Raw genomic sequence first — 21,633 nt, forward strand, 5'->3', positions numbered from 1 at the left:
GCCGCCTCCGCTGGGGTGACTGGTCGTCCGCTGCCCTTCGAGTCTGCCGGGTGTGCCCCGGGTTGGGCAGTGGAGATCCATCAAAGCGGCGGCGCGGGTCTTTGGCGGGGTGTGCCATTGCCGCGCCGCCGCCTTGCCTCCCGCGTACCCCTACGTGAGGGACTGCGGGTAGTCGGTGATGATGCCGTCGACGCCGAGACCGGCCATCCTGCGCATCGCGCCGGGCTCGTCGACGGTCCAGACGTTGATGTCCATGCCCAGCTCGTGGACGCGGTCGACCAGGGCCTGGTCGGTGACGGTGTACTGCGGGTTCACCTGGTCCGCCCACTCGCTCAGGGCGATCAGCTCGGCCTCGGTGGGGCGGTCGGCGTCGAGGAAGCCGATGGGCACCTCGGGCATCAGGTTCTTGAAGCCCTGCGCGTCGTCCAGCTCGAAGGACTGGACGGCCAGTTGGCCGTTCGCCAGCGCGCGCTGCACGTAGCGCGGCTTGGCCTGCAGCAGCTCGGCCAGGTCGGCGGGCAGGCCGGCGTCGTAGTGCCCGCACGGGCTGATCTCGGCGAGCAGGCCGGACTTCCGGTCGACGAGGTCGATGACGCGGTCGACGGTGATGACCGGCTCGCCGGCGTACCTGGCGGAGAACCAGGAGCCGGCGTCCAGGCGGCTCAGCTCGGCCCAGGTGAAGTCGGAGACGCGGTAGCTCGGCCGACCCGGGTAGACCTCCTCGATGTCGGTGGTCCGCTCCATGGTGCAGTCGTGGAAGTTGACGAGCTTGCCGTCCTTGGTGCGCTGCACGTCGATCTCGACGAAGTCGGCGTCCTGGCGGACCGCCAGCCGGGTCGCCGCCGCGGTGTTCTCGGGCGCCACGCCGGAGGAGCCGCGGTGGGCGATGACGTCGGGCCCGGCGGGCGCTGCCTGGGCGGCGGATGCGCCGGCGAGGATGCCGGCGGCCGTCAGGGCCGCGAGGACGGGCGCCGCCCGCAGCAGGGATCTCACGAGCTTCACAATTGACCTTCGCTCTCGTGGTGTTGGTGGTGCTGCCGAGGCTGAAGACGTGACGTTAAACAAGACGGACGATCACGTAAAGGGGCCGTGGTCGGGACATGACCATGCTTGCCCGGAAGCGTCCCGGGTGCTGGGATGCGGTGTGCGCGTACGGTCCCGGTGGCCGGCGGTGCGCGGGAGGGGCGGAGCGATGCGGAGCGTACGGCGCGGCGGGAAGCTGGCCGGTCTGGTGGTGCTGGCGGCGCTGGTCACGGCGCTGGGGGCCGGGTGCGGTGCGCCGGGCAGGCAGGGGCCGGAGCCGGACGGCGGGCCGCGGGAGCACCAGGCGCCGGGCACGGAGCGGGCGCGGGAGGACGGGCAGGCGCGCGACGACGGCGACGGGCGCCGGGCGCGCGCCGTGGGCGTGGCGACGTACAACGTCTACCTGGGCGCCGACTTGAAGCCCCTGTTCGACGCGGGCAGCCAGGCGGAGCTGGTCGCGCGCGCGGACGAGGTGTACGCGGCGATGGAGGCGACGGACTTCCGCGAGCGCGCGGCGGCCCTCGCAGAGCTGCTGGCGGCGCGCGCGCCCGACGTCGTGGGGCTCCAGGAGGTGGCCCGCTGGGAGCGGGGTCCCGCGGGCGGCGAACTGACGGTCCGCTACGACTTCCTGCGGCTGCTGCTCGACGAGCTGGCGGCCCGCGGCACCCCCTACCGGGCCGTCGCCGCGAACGACAACTTCACCGGCCGGATGCCCGTCTCGGCCGCCGAGGAGGCGCGGTTCACCGACCGGGACGTGATCGTCGTACGCGACGGGCCGCCCGCCTCCCGGCCGCGTACGTCGCGCGCCGCCTCCGCGGCGTACGACGCGAAGGTCACCCTGCCCTCCCGGATCCCCGGCCTCTCCTTCGAGGTGCCGCGCGGCTGGTCGTCCGTGGACGTCACGGTGCGCGGCGGGACGTTCCGCTTCGCCACCACCCACCTGGAGGCGTTCGGCACCCCCGACGTGCGCGCCGCCCAGGCCCGCGAGCTGGCCGCCGCGCTCGCCGGCTCGCCGCACCCCGTCGTCCTGACCGGCGACTTCAACTCCCGCCCCACCGACACCTCCGGCGCCTACGGGATCCTCGCCGAAGCCGGCTACGCGGACGTCTGGACCGCGGCGGGCGGCGACCCGGAGGGCGGCTGGACGGCGGGGCAGAGCGGGTCGCTGCTGGCCGGGGACGAACTCTCCCACCGCATCGACCACGTGCTGTACGAGCCGGACGGCGTGCGGGCGGTCGCGGCGGAGGTGGTCGGCGACCGGGAGGCGGACCGCTCGGCGCCGACGGGGTTCTGGCCGTCGGACCACGCGGGGGTGGTCGCCGAACTGCGGCTCGGCGGCGGGCGGTAGCCAGCGCCGGCGGCGGCTCAGCCGCGGCCGTCCGCCGCCTGCCCGCCGTCCGCGGACCCGCTGTCCGCCGGCCCGGTGTTCTCCGGCGGCGGGCCGTCCGTACCTGCGGGGTCCGGCGCGTCCTGCCGCGGCAGCGCCGCGCCCGCGGCCGTACGCCAGCGGTCGAGGAACTCCTCCGCGCGCGCCCGCGGCCAGCGGGGCTCGTACGTCCTGCCCGGCGTCCACCGCGGCACCGCGTCCGCCGCCGGCAGCTCCGGCTCCAGCGCCATCCGGGCCAGCGCGGCCGCGCCGAGCGCGGTGGCGTGCGGCGAGGGGTAGACGTCGACGGGCACCTGCGCGAGGTCGGCCTGCGCCTGCATCAGCGTGCGGCTGCGGGTCAGCCCGCCGTCCACCCGCAGCCGGGTGAGCGGGCCGCCGAGGTCGGCGGCGACCAGCCCGGTGACCTCCGCGACCTGGGCGGCGACGCCCTGCAGCACGGCGAGCACCAGGTGCTCGCGGCGGCTGGCCAGCGTCAGCCCGGCGAACGACGCGGTGGCCTCCGAGCGCCACCAGGGCGCGGCGAGCCCCGCGAACGACGGCACGCACACCACCCCTGCGGCGTCCGCGGCCGCCACCTCGTCCAGCTCCGCCGCCGAGCCGACCAGGCCCAGCTCGGTCAGCCAGCGCACCGCCGAGGCCGCCGTGTACACCTGCCCGTCCACGCAGTACGGCGTGGCGCCGCGGGCCCGCCAGGCGACCGACGTGGTCAGCCCGGAGCCGGAGCGCACCGCGGCCTCGCCGGTGTTGGCGAGGAGGAACGCCCCGGTCCCGTACGTGCACTTGGCGGTGCCCGCGGTCAGGCAGCCCTCGCCGAACAGCGCCGCCTGCTGGTCCACCACGAGCCCGGCGACCGGCACCTCGGCGCCGAAGGCGGCGGTGGTCCCGGCCACCTCGTCGCAGGCCGTGATCCGCGGCAGCTCGGCGGGATCGAGACCGAAGAGGGCGACCAGTCCGGGGTCCCAGTCGACGGCGTCGAGGTCGAGCAGCAGCGAGCGGCTGGCGGTGGCCGCGTCGGTGACGTACGCGCCGGTGAGGTGGTGCAGCAGCCAGGTGTCGGTGGTGGTGACGACGCCCTCGCGGACGCCGTTCTCCCGCAGCCAGGCCATCTTCGGTGCGGAGAAGTAGGGGTTGAGGACCAGCCCGGTGCGCCGGGCGACCCACCCGGCGGCGTCCGCGCGCGCGTCGCACTGCCGCTGCGACCTGGAGTCCTGCCAGCTCACCGCCCGCGACAACGGCTTGCCGGTGGTGCGGTCCCAGGCCAGTACGGTCTCGCCCTGGTTGGCGAGCGCCACCGCGTGCACCGGCCGGCCCGCGGCGGCCACGGCCTGCCGCCCGGCGGCCAGCACCGAGGCCAGCAACTGCGCCGGGTCCTGCTCCACCCCGCCGCCCGGCAGGTAGTCGGGCGTCACCGGCACCTCGGCGACGGCGACCACGCCGCTGCCGCCGTCCTGCGCCTCCGGGTCGACGACGAGTGCCTTGGTGCCGGAGGTGCCCTGGTCGATGGCGAGCACGGTGGTCATGGCGGGGCGGGCCTCCTTGTGGTCACCGGGCGTGGGCGGGTTCCGCGGCCGCGATCAGATGGTCCATCAGGGCGAGCAGCACGCCGCGTACCGACTCGCGCTCGCGGGCGTCGAACAGGACGATCGGGGTGGTGGGCTCCTTCAGGGTGAGCGCGTCGCGGATCTCCTCCGGATCGTAGTCCTGCTCGCCGTGGAAGCAGTTGGCGGCCACGACGAACGGCAGGTCGCGGCTCTCGAAGAAGTCGACGGCGGCGAACGAGCGGTCCAGCCGCCGGGTGTCGACGAGCACCACCGCGCCGAGCGCGCCGCGCAGCAGGTCGTCCCACATGAACCAGAACCGCTCCTGGCCCGGGGTGCCGAACAGCATCAGCACCGCCACGTCCAGGGTGATCCGGCCGAAGTCCATGGCCACGGTGGTGGCCGACTTCTGCTCGATGCCGGACAGGTCGTCCACGCCCACCCCGGCCGCGCTCAGCCGCTCCTCCGTGCGCAGCGGCTTGATCTCGCTGACGGCGCCGACCGCCGTGGTCTTGCCCACCCCGAACCCGCCGGCCACGAGGATCTTCACGGGCGGGAGGTAGGCGTCCCAGACGGCGTCCGGGGCCTCGGTGTCAGGCTCGCTCAAGGCCGCTCCTGATTCGTCGGAGGAAGTCGATGTTCATGGCGTCCGGATCGCTCATCGGCGGTCTGTGCTCGATGAGCCCCTGTTCCAGGAGCTGGGCCAGGAGGACGGCGGCGGGCGTCAGCCGCATCCCGATCCGGGCCGCCAGCTCGGCCACGGCGATGCCGGGCCCCGCGCACAGCCGCAGGATCGTCTGCCACTCCTCCGGGATGCTGCGCGCGTCGTCGGGCGGCACGGCGGCGCGGACCGTGGAGTGCATGGTGAACTGCTCACCGGGCGCCCGGTCGGTGCGCGATCCGGTGAGCGCGAACGTCCGTGTCCTGCGCGTTCCCCGTGGCGCGCTCATTACCGGATTCGAGCCTTGCGGTCCCCGACGCCGAGCTGGTGCTTGAAGGCGCGGGCGACGCGGACGGTCTCGCGCATGGCGAGGCCGATGGACTCGGGGCCCGAGGTGTAGACGACCAGGGTGCTGCCGTTGCCGCAGGCGGTGAGGATGAGGTGGCTGTGCTCCATGGTGATGTTCAGATGCAGGACGGACCCGCCGTCGACCGGCATCGACAGCCCGTCGGCGAGGCTGGCGAGGCCGGAGCAGGCGGCGGCGATGGTCTGGACGTCCTCGCGGGTCCAGTCCAGGCCGTAGCCGCAGAGGGCGAGGCCGTCGTCGGCGAGCAGCACGAAGCCGGTGAGGTCCGGCACGAGTTGCAGGTTGTCGCGGAGGTTGTCGAAGACGGCCGCGTCCTCCGGGCTCGCGGGGATGACGTTCTTCACGTGCCTGAGGCTGCTCATCGGTCGCTGTCTTCCTCCGGGTCGGTCAGGGCTTCCTGAAGCTGGGTGAACGCCGACTCGATGCTGTCGAGCGGGCGTCGGTCCATGGCGGTGGCGGGCCGGCGCCTGCCGTCGCGCAGTTGGCCGGCCATGCTGGTGCCGGGTACGCGCTGGGGCAGCCCGCCGGCGCGGGCGGCGGGACGCGCGGGCGCCGGCCCGGCCCCGGGGGGCGGCTCGGTCGCGGTCTGGGGGGTGGCGGGGACAGGCGGCTCCTCGGTCCGTTCGTGTACGGGTCGCGGCGCCGGCCCGGCGGCCGGTTCCGGGTGGGGCTTCCTGGCGCGTACGGGCAGGGGTTCCTCGGCGCGTACGTGCTCGGGGGCGGCGGGCGCGGCGGGGGCGGTCCCGGGCTCGGGCTCGGGCTCGGGCTCGGGCTCGGGCTCGGGCTCGGGCTCGGGCTCGACGGGTGCCGCCGGGCGGTCACGCTCCGGGCCCTGTGCGCCGTCGTCCGCCGGGCGGGCCGGTGCCAGGCCGGGCGCCGGGTCGATGGGGCGTACCGGACCGGTCGGCCCGCCGGCGCGCGCCGGCTCGCGGCGTACCAGACCGGCCGCCGTCGGCTCGCGCCGCTTCGCGGGCCGCGGCCCGGAGCGCCCCGGCGGCGGCTTGCGTACCGGGGTGCGGTCCGCCAACTGCTCCGGCGCGCCGGTCAGCAGCGCGGACGGCACCAGCACCACCGCCAGCACGCCGCCGAAGCGGCCCTGCTGGAGCGTGACCCGTACCCCGTGGCGCTGCGCCAACTGCCCGACCACGAAGAGGCCGAGCTGGTCGGAGGACTTGGCGAGCACCGCGTAGGGCGGCACGTCCAGCAGCCGCCCGTTGAGCGCCTCGAAGTACCAGCTCTCCGGCGCCCGCCCCTTGTCCTCGACCTCGATGGCGACGCCGGTGGCGGTGTGGGTGGCGCGGACGAAGACCTCGTAGCCGCTGGGCGAGTAGGTGGTGGCGTTCTCGATCAGCTCGGCGATCAGGTGGGTCAGCTCCCCCGCCACCTCCGGCACCACCCACGCCTCGGCCTGGAACTCCTTGGTGACCTGGGCGAAGCCGCGGGACTCGCCGGCGGCGTCGACGATCAGGTTGGCGATGTGCACGGGTTCGGTGTGCGGGTTGGTGACCGCGCCGCCGGAGAGCACCAGCAGGTTCTCCAACTGGCGGCGCACCCGCACGGTGAGGTGGTCCAGCCCGTACAGCTCGGACAGCAGCGCGGGGTCGGTGTCGGCGTAGCGGTGCTGCAGTTCGTCCAGCGTGCGCAGCACGGCGAAGATGAGGGTGACGGACCGCATGGTGACGCCCTCGGCGAACTTCTCGAAGCCGAACCGCTCCTCGTGCACCAGCCGCGCCGCCTCGACCACCTCCTCCGCCAGCCGGGCGACGACGTTGGAGATCTCGCCGAACTCGTCGGCCGCGGCGACCTGCGTGGGCAGCGCCGACAGGTCGACCTCCTCGCCGCGCTGGAGCCTGACGATCATCTGCGGCAACTGCCGCCGGGCGACGCCCAGCGCGCTGGAGCGCACCTCCTCGGCCCGGCGCACGATGGTGCGGCTGATCCACAGCACGGTGCCGAGCACGATCGCGACCAGTACGACGCCGCCGGCGGCGATGGCGTACGCCGTCATACGCAGCTCGCCTGCCCGGTCGTCCGCGTCGCCGGCCAGCGCCTGGATCCGGGCGGTGGCCAGCCCCGCGAGGCCCGGGCCGAGGTGCTCGTACGTCTCCTGCCACCCGGCGGTCGCGGCGGGCAGCCTCACGGGGCTGCCGGATTCCCGGCTCACGCCGAGCACCTCGTCCTCGATCCGGGTCTTCTCCGCCCACTCCTTCGAGTCGGTGACGGCGTCGTAGCGGGCCTTCTCCCCGCCGGGCAGCAGCGGGCCCGCCAGCGTGCCGTACGCGAACCGCTGCACGCCGACGGCCTGGGCGAAGCGGGCGTGGTCCGCCGCGGACAGCCGGCCGTCCTTCGCGCCCGCCAGCAGGGTGTCCTGGAGCGCCAGTGACTCGCCGGCCTGGAGCAGGGCGGTCAGCGGGCGGGAACCCTGGGCGAGGCTGCCGTTGTGGGCGCGTACCCGGATGTGCACGGCGATGGTCTGCTCGATGGCGCGGGTGTACGCCTCCAGGGCCTCGTCCCGGTCCCCGGAACGCTCGGCGGCGCGTTCGCGTACCCCGGCGAGGCCGGCGACGCCCCGCAGGGCGGCTTCGAGCGGCGGGCGGACGGCGGTGTCGGGGGCCTCGTCCGCCAGCTCGCGGAGGGCGAAGGCGGCCTCGTCGGTCAGGGCCTGCTGGTTGCCGAGCTGGGCGGCGTTGACCGGGCCGCGGGCCCAGTGCAGCGCGGTCATGCGGCGCTCGGCCTGCAGCTCGGTGACGAGCGCGAACGACGGCTGCTGGAGCCGGTCGAGGGTGTCGGCGTAGTCCTGCACGGCCCCGGCCCGGTTCAGCTCCCGGACGGCGCCGACCGCGGCGAGGGCCGCGAGCGCCGCCGTGACGACCGCGGCCAGGATGCGAAGGAGCGTACGCAGGCGCATGGGGCGCCCGGCGTGGGCGGGATGGGTGGTTGCGGACATCGGACCTCACGGAGCGCTGGTCGTTTGCTGTCGGGATGCGCCGGGCCGCCGCCGGTCGCTCGCGCGGCGGCCCGGCGCGGCGTCACACCAGGTCCTTGCCGAGCTCTGCCATCTCGGGGTCGGCGGTGTAGACGGGTGTCCTGTACGAGCGCCGGCCGGCCGCCCACCACGAGACGGTGGCCAGCAGCAGGACGGCGGCCAGGGCCACCGAGGCATAGTTGAAGCTGTTCACGTCGACGGGCGATTCCTGCGGCAGACAGAACACCACCGTGATCACGGCCACCCAGCACACCGCGACCCAGCCGATCAGCGAGCTCCACTTGCCCAGGTTCCACGGTCCCGGCACGAAGCGGTCCTTCGCGCGCAGCCGCAGATAGATGGGGATGGCGTAGGCGGGGGTGATGCCGATGACGTTGATGGCCACGACCGCGCCGTACGCGGTCTCCGAGTACAGCGAAGGCAGCGCCAGACAGAACGCGACGGCGACCGACAGCACGACCGCCCGGGTGGGCACGCCGGTGCGCGGCGAGACGCGGCGCCACATCTTCGAGCCGGGCAGCGCACCGTCGCGGGAGAAGGCGAAGACCATCCGCGCGGTGGCGGCGGTCTCGGCGTTGCCGCAGAAGAGCTGGGCGCAGATGACGATGAGCAGCAGGGCTTTGGCGCCGCCCTCGCCGATGGCGTCGATGAAGATCTGCGCGGGTGGCACGCCCGTTTCGGAGTCCTGGGCGCCGGCGTAGTCCTGGATGGCGAAGGTCAGTCCGGCCAGCAGCACGAAGCCGGCGACCCAGGAGACCCAGATCGCCCGGACGATGCCCTTGGCGGAGCTGACCTGGGCCTGGGTGGTCTCCTCGGAGAGGTGCGCGGAGGCGTCGTAGCCGGAGAAGGTGTACTGGGCGAGCAGCAGGCCGATGGCGGTGACGTAGAACGGGTTGTTCCAGCCGGTGTCGTTGGTGAACTCGCCGAAGACGAAGCCGGCCGACTGGTGGTGGTCGGGGACGACGATCAGGACCCCGACGATGATGGCGACGCCGGCCAGGTGCCACCAGACGCTGATGGAGTTGAGGATGCTGACGACGCGCACCCGCAGCAGGTTCAGCGTCATGTGCAGCACGAGGATGACCGCGAAGATCAGCAGTGTCTTCTCCGCGGTGGGCTCGAAGCCCCACTGGAGGTTGAAGAACGCGCCGATGAACAGGGCGCAGCCGTAGTCGATGCCGGCAATGGCGCCGAGCAGGCCGAGCAGGTTGAGCCAGCCGGTGTACCAGCCCCAGCGGGGGCCGCCGAGCTGGTGGGCCATGTAGTAGAGCGCGCCGGAGGTGGGGTAGGCGCTGGTCACCTCGGCCAGGCCCATGCCCACGCAGAGCACGAAGAGGCCGACGGCGACCCAGCCCCACATCATGACGGCCGGGCCGCCGGTGCTGAGCCCGAAGCCGTACAGCGTCATGCAGCCGGAGAGGATCGAGATGACCGAGAAGGAGATGGCGAAGTTGCCGAACGGGCCCATCCGCCGCGCGAGTTCCGGCTCGTAGCCGAGGTCGCGGAGATGGGCGTCGTCGTCCTTGCGCCGGGACGTGCCGGCGGTGCTGACCGGCGCTTGTGACATGGAGTGACCTCCGATGGGGGGACTGGCAGGGGCATGACAGACAAGCGGGACGGACGTGCCGGGTCATCCGCTGCCGAGGGCCGCCGAGCGGGCGCGTAAGAACTCGGCCTCGGCCAGGTCCTGCCGGTCGGGGTCCTCGGTCACGTAGGCCCAGGGCAGGAGGGTGGCGTACGGGCCGAGGCCGGTGAAGACCCGGGCGGCCGCGGTGAACTCGCGGGCGGCGCTGAGCGCGTGGGCCAGGTGGTTGAGGTCCAGCACGGAGCGCACGTCGGCGTTGGTGACGTCGAACCAGCCGTCGAGGGCGCGCAGCGTGTCGCGCAGGATGTCCTCGCGGGACCACTGCCGGTGCACGAGCGCGTCACCGCGGCCGCGGCGGCGCTCGAAGTGGTAGTGCTCGGCGTGCGCGAAGAGCGGCAGCACGAGGAGGGGGGAGGCGAGCGGGGCCCAGGAGCCGACCCAGCGGGCGAAGTCCATCGCGTGCGCCTGGGAGCCGCCGGCGGCCGCACAGATCTGCAGCACGCGGTGGTACGCCTCGCGGTTGTACCGATCCCGCTTGACGACCTCGTCGAGCAGCCCCCACGGCCCGTGCGGCAGCAGGTTCTCCGGCGGCGCCACCCGGTGCTCGGGCCGCTGCTGCCGCGCATCGGCCGTGGCCAGCGCCAGCAGGCACACCCACGGCACGGGATCCCCGGGATGCAGCAGCGCCGCCTCCCGGCACACCTGCCGCGCGTCCTCCTCCAACTGCCCGGCGCTGGGGTGCCGCTGCCGGTGCGCCTGCACGGCCCGCCCGACGGCGACCCGGGCCAGCATCATCCGCGCGTCGGCGCTCTCCGGCTCCTCGTCCAGCCAGATCTGCACCACCGCCGACCTGGCTGCCACCACCCCGAGCACCTGCGACCGCGCGGTCCGCGCAGCCCAGTCGGCACCGGTCCTGCCCAGCAGCGCGCGCATGGACATCCACCGGCCGACGCGCAGGTCGTCGACGACGGCGCGCAAGTCGTCGTCGAGCCCGGCGAGATGGTAGACGGGCCGGAACTCCCCGCCGCGCCCGGAACCGCGGGCCATCACCACCCCCCGCGCTGCACGCGGTGGGGCACGCTACGGCCGGGACCGGGCGCCAGGGGGCGGGGCGGACCGGCTAAGCGGGCGCACCGCGGCGACTGCCATGCGATGTTCATCGAAACCTCGGGCACGCGCACGCGAGAGGTGCGTGGTACTGGTGCGCGGCTTTCCAGCGGATGTTCTTGATGGGGTCGAGGGGGATCGTAGCGACAGGAGGGCCGTCTGTGTCATCAACCGACGAATGTTGCCGACTAGCAACGCAAGGTCTGGACCACCAACCACCGTCCGGCCCCTCGCCCATGGCGGGTCGGAGCGCCGCCCGTCCGTCGTGGGGCGGCGCTCCGTTCGTCCGGGATCAGGTGGTGGTACGGCGGCGGCGGTGGGTGGTGCAGAGGGTGGCGGCGCCGGCTGTGGTGAGGGCTGCGGCGGCTATGAGCAGGGGGGTGGGTGGTCGGGGTGTCGTTGCCGGTGGCGGCCAGGGAGTCGGGGGCGCCGCCGCCTACCGGCGCCGGGGTGCCGGTGGTGCCCGTGGTGCCGCCGGTGGACTGGGTGCCGCCGGTGGCGGGGTCGTCACCGCCGGGGAGTTCGGCGTTCTCGTCGCCGGGTGGCGGCCTCGGGCCCGCCGGCGGAGGTCTTCGACGGCGCGCTGCTCAGCGAGGTCTACCGGCACCCGGTCGAGATCCTCGAACACCCGCGCACCGGCGCGATCCTGGTGGTCCCCCGCCGCGAATCGTGACCGGCCCCGCTCCGGGGGCCGCGGATCCCGGCAGGCGGCCGCCCGCGGGGGCCGCGGGGAAGCCCAAGGCCCGTACGCTCCCCGGCCGTTACGCCCCGCGTATCCCCCCGCCCGTCACCGGCTTCGCGTACCGGTGGCAGGGCACCGTCACCGGGCCGTCCTCACCCTCCGCCTGGTAGTCCAACGGCCCCTCGTCCATCCAGCCCTGCCGGGCGTAGAACCGGCGCGCACGCGCGTTGCCCGTCACGACCGCCAGCCACACCCGCTCGTGGCCCGCTGCGGCCACCCGGCGCTCCCCCTCCGCGAGCAGCAGCGCGGCGACGCCCGTGCCGCGGTGCTCCGCCGCGACGAAGAGCTGCTCCACCTCGTCCCCTCCGGCGGTCACGAACCCCGCGATCTCGCCGCCGACTTCCGCGACCGCCGTCTCCGGCACCCGCGCCGCCGCCCGGGCCGCGAACGACTCCGGCGTGCGCATCGCCACCAGTGCGTCCGAGACATGCCCCAGGTGAGCGTCCCGCCAGGCGCTCTCCCACAGGCGCGCCACCGCCGCCGCGTCCCCGGGGCGGGCGGGCCGCAGCGTCGGCTTCTCGTCGTGCGTCGTCATGCCCCCCACGCTAACCGCGGGCTGTGACATCCGCCTCCGCGGCCCGCCCCGAAGATCGCCTCGGGCTTGTGCAGGTCGGCGTCGACATACGTGGTCACACCCTCGCGGGTGCTGGTGAGCAGGGCCTGGGCGTGCCGCAGCACCAACGGGTCGTTGTCGACGTAGACGATGCGCGATTCGGGCGCCGGCCGCTGGGCGACCTGGTGGGTGTTGTCGTAGGTCGGCAGGCCGGTGCCGATGTCGAGGAACTGGCGGATGCCGGCCTCGCCCGCCACGTGGGTCACGGTACGGATCAGGTAGTCGCGCGACGCCCGGGCCATCGTCCCGATGTCGGGGGCGATCTGGCGGTACTCGTCGCCCGCCTGGCGGTCGACCGCGTAGTTGTCCTTGCCGCCCATCCAGTAGTTCCAGATCCGGGCCGAGTGCGGCACGGTGGTGTCGATCCTGGAGAGCGCCCCCGCGGTGGGGGTGGACCGGCCTTCTGCCATCGGGGTATCTCCTGCCCTGCGGCGCGCGCTTCGCCGCCGGCTGACGTACTGTCACTTCGCGGTCGTGCGGGGGGTGTTCTGCCTGTTTCCGCGGGGCGGACCGGGGCGGATCACGGCGGAGGGACGGTGCCCTCCCGGCGTCCGCCCGCGATCCGCGTGCGCGGCCGGCGGGTGGCGGCCGGTCCGTCAGTCGACGAGGTAGTCGGCCTGGCCGTCCTTGGCGCCCTGGAGGAAGGCGACCATCTCTTCCCTGGTGTAGACGAGGGCAGGTCCCGTCGGATCGGTGGACTGGCGGAGGGCGACGCTGCCGTCGGGCAGGCGCTTGGCCTCGACGCAGCTTCCGCCGTTGGTGCCGCTCCAGGGCTTCTGCCAGCCCTCGGTGCCGAGTTCGGCAGCCGGGATGCCGCTGCGGAAGGTTGGGGGGTCGGCTCGCATGGTCAGTACTCCTTACGCATCTCCACCAGGCGTGACCTGGTCCGGTCCACCGGATCGGCCTGGACGGCCATCCGGTCGAGTGTTTCCAGATACCCGACGACGTCCTCGGGCTGGTCGACGTAGACCGCGCCGGTCAGGTTCTCCGTGTAGACGATGTCGGGCAGTTCGGTGAAGCCGAACCGGAAGTAGTGGAACGGGCCGAACGCGCCCGGGTGCGGTCCGGCCGAGAACGGCATGATCTGCATCTTCACGTTCGGCAGCTCGACGGCTTCGATCAGCCGGTCTATCTGGGCCCGCATCACCTCGGGACCGCCGACGGGCCGGCGCAGCACCGACTCCTCCAGCACGGCCCACATCGCGGGCGCCCTGGCGGCGGTCAGCAGGCCGGCGCGGGTCGTCCGCAGCGTCACCCGCCGCTCGACGTCCTCGTCCGCGTCGTGGGGGAAACCGACGCGGAAGAGGGTCCTGGCGTAGTCCGCGGTCTGCAGCAGCCCGGGGACGTAGTGCGGCTCGTAGATGCGGATGACGGTGGCGTCGGTCTCCAGGCTCACGTACGCCCGGAACCACTCGGGAAGGACGTTGCGGTACTTGTACCACCACCCCGGCTGGTTGGCCTCCTTGGCCATCCGGAGGAAGTCGTCGGTCTCGGCGCCGCCGACGCCGTAGAGGCGCAGCAGCTCGCGCACGTACGGGATGCGCAGGCCGACTTCCGCCTTCTCCATCCGCCGCACGGTCAACGGCGTGACGTCGATGGCCTCCGCGGCCCGGTCGAAGCTGACCTCGGCCTGCTCCCGCAGGTGCCGGAGCCGTTTGCCCAGGACCATACGCAGCACGGTCGGGGCGCTGCCGCCACCCGAGCGTGTTTCGCTCACGTCCTGACCTCCCGGCGCTGCTACCCCGGGAGTGTGTCACGGACGGCATGACGCTGACAGGGGGTCCGCACACATTCTGAAATTATCAGGGCGATGCTTGCGGACTGCTGTTGCCGACGGCCATAGTGAAGGGACCTGCCGACTGCGCCGACCGCGCTCACGCCCCCACCGCGGTCCGGTCGCACGGCAGTTGGCGACTCCACGAACCCGGCGGCCGACCACCGCCGGGAGGGGGCACATCCTCGACCGCGTACGAACCTCCGAGGAGCGCATCGTGAGCAGCAGACTGGGCCTCGGCCTGGGGCACGAACGCCATCCGTTACTGGGCAAGCTGGTGCTGGACCGTACCTCCGGCCGCACCGGCGTGCTCCGCGCCATCTGCCCCGAGCCCGAGACCCACACGGTGTGGTCCACGCCCGTCCTGCGCCAGGTCGCCGGCCCCCGGATGGCCTGGCTGGTCCCGGTGGGGGGCGGCGTGGAGTGGACGACGACGCCGGAGGCCATCGAGGAGGCGACCGCCTGAGTGCGAACCCGGGGAGGAGCGCCGGTCGGACTCGGCCGCGCCTGGCGGCGCGGCTGAGTCCACCGTGCGGCCGAGTCCGCTTTCGCCTCGGTGCGGGAGGGCTCAGAGTTCCCAGACGACGGGGAGGCCCGCGCTGCTGCCCTCGTCGGTGTAGTCGTGGACCACGTCCAGGAGTTCGGCCATGCGGGCCTGCCAGGCGACGTTCACCGGAAGGTGTTCCAGCTCGGCGAGGAGGCGGGCGTAGTCCTCGCACTCGATGACGTGGAAGAGGTCGGTGCCGCTGCGCCAGATGGTCCAGGAGGTGGCGCCGGAGCCGCGGATGGCCGCCGTCAGCTCCCCGGGGACCTCGCGGTGGGCGGCCTCGTACTCCTCGATGCGGTCGGCGCGGACCTGCGTGCGCAGCGCGATCCTCATTTGCCGGGCTCCGGGGCGCGCAGGCGCAGGCCCTGCATGCCCCCGTCGACGGCCAGGGCGGTGCCGGTGACGGAGCCCGCGGCGGGGCTCGCCAGGTAGGCGATGGCGGCGGCGACTTCGTCGGCGGTGACCAGGCGGCCCATCGGCTGGCGGGCGTGGAGCGCGGTGCGCTCCGCGGCCGGGTCGGGGGCCTGGTCCAGGAGCCGGCCGATCCACGGGGTGTCCGCCGTGCCGGGGTTCACGCAGTTGACCCGGATGCCCTCGCGTACGTGGTCGGCGGCCATCGCCAGCGTCAGGGACTGCACGGCGCCCTTGGTGGCGGAGTACAGCGCGCGCTGCGGGAGGCCGGCGGTGGCGGCCACGGAGCAGGTGTTGACGATCGCGGGGTGCGCGGAGCGGCGCAGGTGGCGCAGGGCGGCGCGGGTGGTGCGGACGACGCCCAGCAGGTTGACGTCCAGCACGCGGTGCCACTCGGCGTCGTCGTTGTCCTCGACGGTGCCGGCGGCGCCGATGCCGGCGTTGTTCACCAGGACGTCGATGCCGCGCAGCGCGCCGGCCGCGTCGCTGACCGCGGCGGTGACGGAGGCGTCGTCGGAGACGTCCGCGCGGTAGCCGCGCAGGGGTGGGGGTACGTCGCCGGGGTGGAGGTCGAGGACGGCGACCTGGGCGCCGCGCTCGGCGAGCAGCAGCGCGGTGGCCAGCCCGATCCCCGAAGCCCCGCCGGTCACCACGGCCTTGAGCCCGTCGAAGTCCTTCATCCTGGAATGGCCTCCTGTCATCCGACGATTGTCCCGGCGGACGCGAGCCCGTCAGGCGCGGCGCACACGAACACGTGGCACGATCTGCATATTTACCAGATCAGTAGACGTCTGCGACACCCCGCGGAGCGAAGATCCGCCCACCCGGCACAAATTGATCGGATCTCTGGCGGCGGCTAAGACGGCGCGCCCACGGACTTCCGCAGGGTGTAGAGGCACAGGCTGAGCGCGTTGTGCTTGGTGTCACCGCCGCGCTTGCGCTGCCACGCGACGTACAGCAGCGACCAGAGGATCTGGACGATCCAGTCGGTGTCCAGCCGGCCGTCCAGCGTGCCTTCCTCGCGGCCGCGGTCGACGAGCCTGGCCAGCGCCTGGTCCGCCTCCGTCTCCTCGTCCCAGTCGTCCCAGTTCCACGTCCCGGCCAGCGAGTCGTCGAAGGCGATCGCCAGGCTCTCGCCCAGCTCGAAGTACTCCTGGCAGATCCGCTCCAGCGCGGTGAGCGCGGGGCCGTCGTCGGGGCGGGCGCGGTCGGTCGCGGCGGCGATCTTGTCGAGGACGTCCGTGCCGATGGCGGCGACCAGGTCGGAGCGCTCGGCGAAGTAGCGGTGCACCGTGGTGCGCCCGACGCCCGCCGCCGCCGCCACGTCGGCCAGCGAGGCCGTCGGGTTCTGGGCGAGCACGGCGGTGCCGGCGTCGAGGATGGCGCGCCGTGTCCTGGCCCGCGCGCCGGTGCTGCTCACTGCGGTGTCCATGCCCATACCGTACCGCCACCCCCAGAATGGAACTCGTTTGACGAGAATGGAACATCGATGTTCTACTGCCGTGCATGAGTGTTCCGGAAAGCGTGCGCATCCTCTGGTCGTTCGCCAGGCCCCACCGGCGGGTGCTGGCGCTCGGACTGCTGCTGGCCCTGGCCGGCTCCGCTCTCGGCCTCGCGTCCCCGATGGTGACGAAGTGGGTGCTGGACTCCCTCGCCGACGACGCCTCGCTCGCCGGCCCGGTCGTCACGCTGCTGGTGCTGATGGTCGTCGGCGCGGTGCTCGGGCACCGGCAGTGGGTGCTGCTCGGCGCCGTCGGCGAGCGCGTGGTGCTGGAGGCGCGCGAGTCGATGGTGCGCCGCTTCTTCCGGGCCACGGTGCCGGGCGTGACCGCCCGGCCGCCCGGCGAGCTGGTCTCCCGCGCCGTCTCGGACACGACGCTGCTGCACTCGTCGGCCTCGGGCGCGATCGTCGGCCTGGTCAACGGCGTGGTCATGCTGGTCGGCACGCTGGCGATGATGGCCCTGCTGGACCTCGTGCTGCTCGCGACCACGGTCGCGTCGGTGATCGTCGTCGTGGTCCTCTTCGCCACCCTGATGCCCGGCATCGCGCGGGCGGAGGAGCAGGCGCAGGAGCACGTCGGCAGGCTCGGCGGGCGGCTCGAAGGCGCGCTGCGCGCGGTGCGCACGGTCAAGGCCAGCGGCGCCGAGGAGCGCCAGGCCGACCGGATAGCACAGGAGGCCAGGTCCGCGGCCGACCACGGGCTCAAGGCGATCCGGCTGGAGGCGGCGGTCTGGGTGATCGCCTGGACGGGCATCGAGCTGGCGATCATCCTGATCCTCGGCATCGGCGCCTGGCGCGTGGACGCCGGGTCCCTGGAGGTCTCCGGGCTCATCGCCTTCCTCCTCTACGCCTTCGGGCTGATGGGTCCCGTGACGGAGCTGAGCGAGCACACCTCGGAGCTGCAGTCGGGGATCGCCGCGGCCAAACGCATCCGCGCGGTGGACGAGCTGGCCACCGAGGAGGAGTCGGCGGGTACGGCGGCGGATGCGCCGGCGAAGCAGGCCGCCGCGCCCCGCGGCGCGGCGGACGAACGGGCGGGCGCGCAGGACGAACAGCGAGGCGCGCGGCCGGGCGGCCCCGCGTACGGCGGGTCCGGCGGCGGTGCCGTGCTCGAACTGCGGGGCGTCACCGCCGCGTACGGGCCGGGCGTCGAACCCGCGGTGCGCGGCATCGACCTCGCCGTGCCGCGCCGCGGGCACCTCGCCATCGTCGGCCCCTCCGGCGCCGGCAAGACGACGCTCCTGTCACTGATCCTGCGCTTCCTGGAGCCCCAGGAGGGCGAACTCGCGCTGGACGGGCGGCCGTACCGCGAGCTGAGCCACGCCGCGATCCGCTCCCGGCTGGCGTACGTGGAGCAGGACACCCCGGTCGTCCCTGGCACCATCCGGGACAACCTGCTGTTCTCCCGCCCCGACGCCGGGGAGGAGGACCTGCGCCGCGTGCTGCGCGACGTGCGGCTGGCCGAGAAGGTCGACGGCCTCGACGACGGGCTGGACACCGAGCTGTCCGCCACCGCCGTCTCCGGCGGCGAGCGACAGCGCATCGCGCTGGCCCGCGCGCTGCTGCGCGAGCCCGACGTGCTGCTGCTGGACGAGGCCACGGCCCAGCTCGACGCGCTCACCGAGGCCGCGGTCCACGAGTGCATACGCACCCGGGCGCGGACCGGCGCCGTCGTCACGATCGCCCACCGGCTGTCGACCGTGATCGACGCGGACACCATCGTGGTGATGGAGTCCGGCCGGATCCGCGCCCGCGGCACACACGGCGAACTGCTCGACGCCGACGTGCTCTACCGCGACCTGGTGGAGGCGCTGCGGATCACCTCGGCGGGATCGGGGGCCGCTGCGCCCGCCGGTCACGCAGCGGCCCCCGTCACCGTCGCCGCCCCCGGTGCGCCTCAGCGCACCGGGTAGGCGTCGACGATGGTCTGGTCGACGGTCCGGCCCTCGGCGGCCGAGCCCTCGACGCGTACGGAGACGGAGTCACCCGCGCGCGGCCGCACCCCGGGCGCCGTGGCCAGCACGGACCCGTCAGATATGGGCACGACCAGCATGCGGTGCCAGCGGCCGCCGGAGTCGGTGGACACCCACATCCGCAGCGCGCCCTTCTCCTCCCGCATGTCGCTCGGGGTCTCGGAGGACACCAGCCGGGCCCCGAGCATCAGCGGGATACCGGCGCGCAGCGTGCCGTCGTCGCGGGTCGGCGGCCGGTGGTCGACGGTGAGCAGCCGCGGCTTGACGGCCGGCCCGCCGGGCGCGGGGCCGCGGGACGGGAAGGTCCAACTGGTCTCCGTACGGCTGCCGAGCGGCAGCCGCGCGGTGTCCGGGCGCGCCGTGTGCTCCAGGCGGTACGTCGCGGGCCCGGACGGCACGTCGAAGTACGAGCTGCCCGGCTGACGCGGCTGCACCTCGGTGCCGTCGCGGTACAGCCGCAGCCTCTGCTCGCCGAACACGCCGGTCGGCTCCTGCCCGCTGTGCTCGCCGTCGCTGAGGTCCACGGGCACGCTGAGGCTGCCGTCGTAGTGGTTGCCGGCGACCACGGCCGGTGCCGGCCCGCGGAACCACACGGGCTCGCCCCGCTCCCCGCGTTCGTACGCTCCCGTCGGCCCGCACATCGAGAAGCCGCCCGCGGACGGCGCGCGCACACAGTGGTGCCAGCGCACCTCCGGTCCCGCGGTGACCAGTTCCGTCCTGCGCCGCGGCACGTCCAGCGGCTCGCTCATCGCGTAGGCGGCATGGATCCGGTCGGTGTAGGCGAAGCGCGTCTCGGCGTACGTGTCGGAACTCCCGTGCAGCGAGCGGTAGTCGGACGTCATCCGGGCGAGGTCGCGGGCCTCGGCGCGGGAGACGTCGTAGACCGGCGGGTCGGCGACCTTCTCGCCGCCGAGCACCAGCTCGTAGGCGTCCGCCTGCCGGCCGTGCGCCGGACCCGTCGCGTCCAGCCGCCAGCGGGTCTCGAACGCCACGGTGCCGCTCCTGACCCCGCCGGTCGGCTGCAGGAACACCCGGCCCTCGGTGACCTCTTCGCCGTCGGCGTAGATGCCGTCGCCGATACCCGTGCCCCGCTTGGCGTCACCGCGCTGGTAGTGGACGGAGACGTGCTCGACCTCGGTCTGCGCGCCCTCGACCCGCGCCGGCCGCAGTTGCTTGGCCCTGCGCGCGTCGATGGTGTACTCCATGTCCCGGTCGAGCATGACCTCGGGTGAGCCGGCGAACGCGACCGTGGCCGGGGAGCCGTCGCGCGCCGGGGTCTCGACCTTCGCCATCACGCTGAGCGAGCCGGGCAGCATCCGGGCGGTGCCCCGGCCGTTCTCGTCCAGGTGCACGGTCTGGGAGCCGCCGCCGCTGACGGGGCGGTAGTCGTCCATGTTGGCGAGGTACACGGTGCCGCCCGCCCAGGGCTCGCCGTCGCGGTCGAGCACGGTCAGCCGGATGTCGTGCCTGGGCGCTTCGAGGTAGGCGTTGAACGGCAGGGTGACGGTGTCGCGGCCGTCGCGCTCCACCACGACCCCGCCGGCGTAGACGCGCGGCGGCGCCGCGCCGGGGTCGAGCCTGGCCGTGATCGTCTGCTTCTCCCCCGGCGCCACGGTGACCTGTGCCGGGCTGACGGTCAGGAGGTCGTCGGGGGCGTCGTCGCCGTAGACGTCGCGGGCGTTGTCGGAGAGGTCCAGGCGCTCGGGCTCGGTGCCGTTGTTGGTGACGGAGAACTCGACGGTGCGCGGCTCGCTGCCGCCGGGGTAGCGGAGGTAGCCGAAGTCGACGTTGCCGCGGTCGAATTCGAGGGTGTCGGAGACGGCGCCCGGCACGTCGAGCATGCCGGCCCCCGCGTACTGCGACTGCGTCTTGTCCGCCTCCCCGTCCGCGGTGGTCATGAGCGCGGTCTTCACCCGCTCCCAGCTCCAGCCGGGGTGCTTCTCCAGCAGCAGCGCGGCGGCGCCCGCGACATGCGGCGCGGCCTGCGAGGTGCCGTTCATCATCGTGTACGGATCAGCCGTGCCGCCGCCGGAGCGGGCGCCGGTGATGCCGGTGCCGGGCGCGATCAGGTCGGGCTTGGCGCGGAACGTGGCGCGCGTCGGCCCGACGCTGGAGTAGAACGCCGTCTTGCCGCTCTCCACCGCGGCGCCGACCGTCAGCGCGCTGCGCGCGATGCCCGGCGACTGGATGGTGCCGCCGAACGGGCCCATGTTGCCCGCCGCCGCGACGAAGAGGGTGCCGGTGTCGGCGGTGAGGGCGTCCAGTGCGAGGGCGACCGGGTCGTCGCCGTCCCCCGGCTGCGCGCCGAGGCTGAGGTTCGCCACCTCGGCGCCCTGCCCGGTGGCCCACTCCATGCCCGCGATGACCCAGGACGACTGCCCCCGGCCCTCGTCGTCCAGTACCCGGGCGTTGAGCAGCCGGGCGCCGTGGGCGACGCCGCGCCGGGCGCCGTCCGCCGCCGCGCCGGTGCCGGCGACGATCGAGGCCACGTGCGTGCCGTGGCCGTCGGGGTCGCCGGTGGTGCCGCTGCCGGTGAAGTCCTCGGCGGCGGCGACCTGTCCGCGCAGGTCGGGGTGGTCGGCGTCGATGCCGGTGTCGAGCACCGCGACGTCCACGCCGGCGCCGCTCAGGCCGCTCCCCCACGCCTCGGGGGCGCCGATCATGCCGAGGTTCCAGTCGAGTTCCGCGGCCCGGACCTCGCGGTCGAGCCACACCTTCGTCACCCCGGCCGCGGCCCGGGGGCCTTCGGGCGCGGTGAGCCGTTCGGCGAAGCCGGCGGCGGCGTCCTTGGGCACGTCGACGGCGGTGGCGCCGATGCTGGGCAGCCGGCGGCTGCCGGCCGCCGCGTCGAGCGCGGCCAGCGGGCGCGGGCCGCGGACGATCAGCGGGAGGGTGCCGGTGGCGGCGTCGTCGTAGTCCATCGCGGCCAGGGCGGTGACGTTGAACAGCTCGATGTCCAGGACGCCGGGCACCAGCCGGGCCACGGCGTCGGGGATGACGTACACGTCGCGTCCCTCGTGCAGGGTCGTGAACGACGTGCTCCCCCCGGTGCCTTCCGCGGGGGTCACGGAGACGGTCGGCCGGCCGTCGGCGACGGCGCCGAGGGTGACGGTGTCGCCCGTCACGAGGGTGATCTCGGTACCCGGTTCCGCCGCCGCGGCGCGCGCGTCCGGGCCGGACGGCGTGGCGGCGGAGGCGCCCGGGGCGGCGGTGGTTGCGGTGGCGAATGCCGCCGGGTGTGACACTGACGATTCCGGCAGCGCTGTGGCTAGAGAAGGCACGGAGGCCAGCAACGAGGCGAGGCAGCCGAGCACGGCGGCGCGGACGGGCAGGTAACGCCGGGGCGAACGATGCATGACTCGGGTTGTAACCCGCTCGTCCGGCGCCAAGGAAGCGGTTTCCGTTGGCGACTTGTCGC

19 protein-coding genes and 1 pseudogene are annotated in these 21,633 nt (G+C 74.0%); 4 read left to right on the forward strand and 16 right to left on the reverse strand.

The features are described 5' to 3' along the window. Nucleotides 1–150: 150 nt before the first annotated feature. On the reverse strand, nt 151–1,002 hold the full coding sequence (locus CXR04_RS02710; RefSeq protein ID WP_101420301.1) for a glycerophosphodiester phosphodiesterase: 852 nt from the start codon (nt 1,000–1,002) through the stop codon (nt 151–153). A 190-nt stretch (nt 1,003–1,192) separates the two neighbouring features. Here CXR04_RS02710 and CXR04_RS02715 point away from each other — a divergent pair, with 190 nt between their 5' ends. Then, nucleotides 1,193–2,371, forward strand: a complete 1,179-nt coding sequence (locus CXR04_RS02715; protein ID WP_234380006.1) for an endonuclease/exonuclease/phosphatase family protein — start codon at nt 1,193–1,195, stop codon at nt 2,369–2,371. Between the two features lie 17 nt (nt 2,372–2,388). Here the strand turns inward: CXR04_RS02715 and CXR04_RS02720 are convergent, their stop codons facing one another. The 7 genes from CXR04_RS02720 to CXR04_RS02750 all read right to left on the reverse strand — a co-directional run bounded on the left by CXR04_RS02720 (nt 2,389) and on the right by CXR04_RS02750 (nt 10,594). Beyond that, nucleotides 2,389–3,930, reverse strand: coding sequence for an FGGY family carbohydrate kinase (locus tag CXR04_RS02720; RefSeq protein ID WP_101420302.1), 1,542 nt, complete (start codon nt 3,928–3,930; stop codon nt 2,389–2,391). A gap of 22 nt (nt 3,931–3,952) precedes the next feature. Beyond that, nucleotides 3,953–4,555: a GTP-binding protein gene (locus CXR04_RS02725; RefSeq protein WP_101420303.1), complete on the reverse strand. Its 603-nt coding sequence runs from the start codon at nt 4,553–4,555 to the stop codon at nt 3,953–3,955. Continuing rightward, nucleotides 4,542–4,898, reverse strand: coding sequence for a DUF742 domain-containing protein (locus CXR04_RS02730; protein ID WP_101420304.1), 357 nt, complete (start codon nt 4,896–4,898; stop codon nt 4,542–4,544). The genes CXR04_RS02725 and CXR04_RS02730 overlap by 14 nt, the downstream gene beginning before the upstream one ends. Then, the gene (locus CXR04_RS02735; protein ID WP_101420305.1) at nt 4,898–5,338 is read right to left on the reverse strand and encodes a roadblock/LC7 domain-containing protein; all 441 of its coding nucleotides are present in this window, start codon (nt 5,336–5,338) and stop codon (nt 4,898–4,900) included. Before CXR04_RS02735 ends, CXR04_RS02730 begins: the two co-directional genes overlap by 1 nt. Next, nucleotides 5,335–7,923, reverse strand: a complete 2,589-nt coding sequence (locus CXR04_RS02740) for a sensor histidine kinase (RefSeq protein WP_234380007.1) — start codon at nt 7,921–7,923, stop codon at nt 5,335–5,337. The genes CXR04_RS02735 and CXR04_RS02740 overlap by 4 nt, the downstream gene beginning before the upstream one ends. Before the next feature lie 82 nt (nt 7,924–8,005). Next, entirely contained in the window at nt 8,006–9,529 is a 1,524-nt protein-coding gene (locus CXR04_RS02745; protein WP_101420306.1) for an amino acid permease, read from the reverse strand. Between the two features lie 63 nt (nt 9,530–9,592). Further along, nucleotides 9,593–10,594 carry a hypothetical protein gene (locus CXR04_RS02750; protein WP_101420307.1) on the reverse strand — a complete coding sequence of 334 codons (1,002 nt, stop codon included), beginning with the start codon at nt 10,592–10,594 and terminating at the stop codon, nt 9,593–9,595. Between the two features lie 601 nt (nt 10,595–11,195). Here CXR04_RS02750 and CXR04_RS02755 point away from each other — a divergent pair. Next, a complete protein-coding gene (locus tag CXR04_RS02755; protein ID WP_442802349.1) occupies nt 11,196–11,327 on the forward strand; it encodes a hypothetical protein in 132 nt (43 codons plus the stop codon). Nucleotides 11,328–11,415: 88 nt separating this feature from the next. Here CXR04_RS02755 and CXR04_RS02760 read toward each other — a convergent pair whose 3' ends face one another. From CXR04_RS02760 to CXR04_RS02775, 4 genes and pseudogenes are all read right to left on the reverse strand, one after another. Next, entirely contained in the window at nt 11,416–11,931 is a 516-nt protein-coding gene (locus tag CXR04_RS02760) for a GNAT family N-acetyltransferase (RefSeq protein ID WP_101426157.1), read from the reverse strand. 44 nt (nt 11,932–11,975) lie between these two features. Further along, nucleotides 11,976–12,419, reverse strand: a pseudogene (locus CXR04_RS02765) (SAM-dependent methyltransferase); the annotation flags it as partial. A gap of 186 nt (nt 12,420–12,605) precedes the next feature. Continuing rightward, on the reverse strand, nt 12,606–12,854 hold the full coding sequence (locus CXR04_RS02770; protein ID WP_101420308.1) for a DUF397 domain-containing protein: 249 nt from the start codon (nt 12,852–12,854) through the stop codon (nt 12,606–12,608). Between the two features lie 2 nt (nt 12,855–12,856). Continuing rightward, nucleotides 12,857–13,678 (reverse strand): helix-turn-helix domain-containing protein, encoded by an 822-nt coding sequence (locus tag CXR04_RS02775; protein WP_199850597.1) that lies wholly within the window; start codon nt 13,676–13,678, stop codon nt 12,857–12,859. A 322-nt stretch (nt 13,679–14,000) separates the two neighbouring features. Here CXR04_RS02775 and CXR04_RS02780 point away from each other — a divergent pair, with 322 nt between their 5' ends. Next, on the forward strand, nt 14,001–14,249 hold the full coding sequence (locus tag CXR04_RS02780) for a hypothetical protein (protein WP_101420310.1): 249 nt from the start codon (nt 14,001–14,003) through the stop codon (nt 14,247–14,249). Between the two features lie 102 nt (nt 14,250–14,351). On the opposite strand, the gene CXR04_RS02785 is transcribed toward CXR04_RS02780, so the two are convergent. From CXR04_RS02785 to CXR04_RS02795, 3 genes are all read right to left on the reverse strand, one after another. Next, nucleotides 14,352–14,663, reverse strand: coding sequence for an L-rhamnose mutarotase (locus CXR04_RS02785; RefSeq protein ID WP_101420311.1), 312 nt, complete (start codon nt 14,661–14,663; stop codon nt 14,352–14,354). Then, a complete protein-coding gene (locus tag CXR04_RS02790) occupies nt 14,660–15,421 on the reverse strand; it encodes an SDR family NAD(P)-dependent oxidoreductase (RefSeq protein ID WP_101420312.1) in 762 nt (253 codons plus the stop codon). Before CXR04_RS02790 ends, CXR04_RS02785 begins: the two co-directional genes overlap by 4 nt. A gap of 176 nt (nt 15,422–15,597) precedes the next feature. Beyond that, nucleotides 15,598–16,173 carry a TetR/AcrR family transcriptional regulator gene (locus CXR04_RS02795; protein WP_234380008.1) on the reverse strand — a complete coding sequence of 192 codons (576 nt, stop codon included), beginning with the start codon at nt 16,171–16,173 and terminating at the stop codon, nt 15,598–15,600. Nucleotides 16,174–16,247: 74 nt separating this feature from the next. Between CXR04_RS02795 and CXR04_RS02800 the strand changes: the two genes are divergently transcribed. Next, nucleotides 16,248–18,155 carry an ABC transporter ATP-binding protein gene (locus tag CXR04_RS02800; RefSeq protein ID WP_234380009.1) on the forward strand — a complete coding sequence of 636 codons (1,908 nt, stop codon included), beginning with the start codon at nt 16,248–16,250 and terminating at the stop codon, nt 18,153–18,155. Here CXR04_RS02800 and CXR04_RS02805 read toward each other — a convergent pair. Continuing rightward, nucleotides 18,140–21,571: a S8 family serine peptidase gene (locus tag CXR04_RS02805; protein WP_234380010.1), complete on the reverse strand. Its 3,432-nt coding sequence runs from the start codon at nt 21,569–21,571 to the stop codon at nt 18,140–18,142. The two genes, CXR04_RS02800 and CXR04_RS02805, sit on opposite strands and share 16 nt — an antisense overlap. Between the last annotated feature and the right edge of the window lie 62 nt (nt 21,572–21,633).

Source organism: Streptomyces sp. CMB-StM0423 (assembly GCF_002847285.1).
In the GTDB taxonomy this organism is placed as follows: domain Bacteria; phylum Actinomycetota; class Actinomycetes; order Streptomycetales; family Streptomycetaceae; genus Streptomyces.

Coding starts and splice junctions, on each gene's coding strand:
- CXR04_RS02740 (WP_234380007.1), bottom strand. CDS start 7,923: ATGTCCGCAACCACCCATCCCGCCCACGCCGGGCGCCCCATGCGCCTG.
- CXR04_RS02715 (WP_234380006.1), top strand. CDS start 1,193: ATGCGGAGCGTACGGCGCGGCGGGAAGCTGGCCGGTCTGGTGGTGCTG.
- CXR04_RS02775 (WP_199850597.1), bottom strand. CDS start 13,678: ATGGTCCTGGGCAAACGGCTCCGGCACCTGCGGGAGCAGGCCGAGGTC.
- CXR04_RS02735 (WP_101420305.1), bottom strand. CDS start 5,338: ATGAGCAGCCTCAGGCACGTGAAGAACGTCATCCCCGCGAGCCCGGAG.
- CXR04_RS02785 (WP_101420311.1), bottom strand. CDS start 14,663: ATGAGGATCGCGCTGCGCACGCAGGTCCGCGCCGACCGCATCGAGGAG.
- CXR04_RS02745 (WP_101420306.1), bottom strand. CDS start 9,529: ATGTCACAAGCGCCGGTCAGCACCGCCGGCACGTCCCGGCGCAAGGAC.
- CXR04_RS02730 (WP_101420304.1), bottom strand. CDS start 4,898: ATGAGCGCGCCACGGGGAACGCGCAGGACACGGACGTTCGCGCTCACC.
- CXR04_RS02760 (WP_101426157.1), bottom strand. CDS start 11,931: ATGACGACGCACGACGAGAAGCCGACGCTGCGGCCCGCCCGCCCCGGG.
- CXR04_RS02790 (WP_101420312.1), bottom strand. CDS start 15,421: ATGAAGGACTTCGACGGGCTCAAGGCCGTGGTGACCGGCGGGGCTTCG.
- CXR04_RS02800 (WP_234380009.1), top strand. CDS start 16,248: ATGAGTGTTCCGGAAAGCGTGCGCATCCTCTGGTCGTTCGCCAGGCCC.
- CXR04_RS02750 (WP_101420307.1), bottom strand. CDS start 10,594: ATGGCCCGCGGTTCCGGGCGCGGCGGGGAGTTCCGGCCCGTCTACCAT.
- CXR04_RS02720 (WP_101420302.1), bottom strand. CDS start 3,930: ATGACCACCGTGCTCGCCATCGACCAGGGCACCTCCGGCACCAAGGCA.
- CXR04_RS02795 (WP_234380008.1), bottom strand. CDS start 16,173: ATGGACACCGCAGTGAGCAGCACCGGCGCGCGGGCCAGGACACGGCGC.
- CXR04_RS02770 (WP_101420308.1), bottom strand. CDS start 12,854: ATGCGAGCCGACCCCCCAACCTTCCGCAGCGGCATCCCGGCTGCCGAA.
- CXR04_RS02805 (WP_234380010.1), bottom strand. CDS start 21,571: ATGCATCGTTCGCCCCGGCGTTACCTGCCCGTCCGCGCCGCCGTGCTC.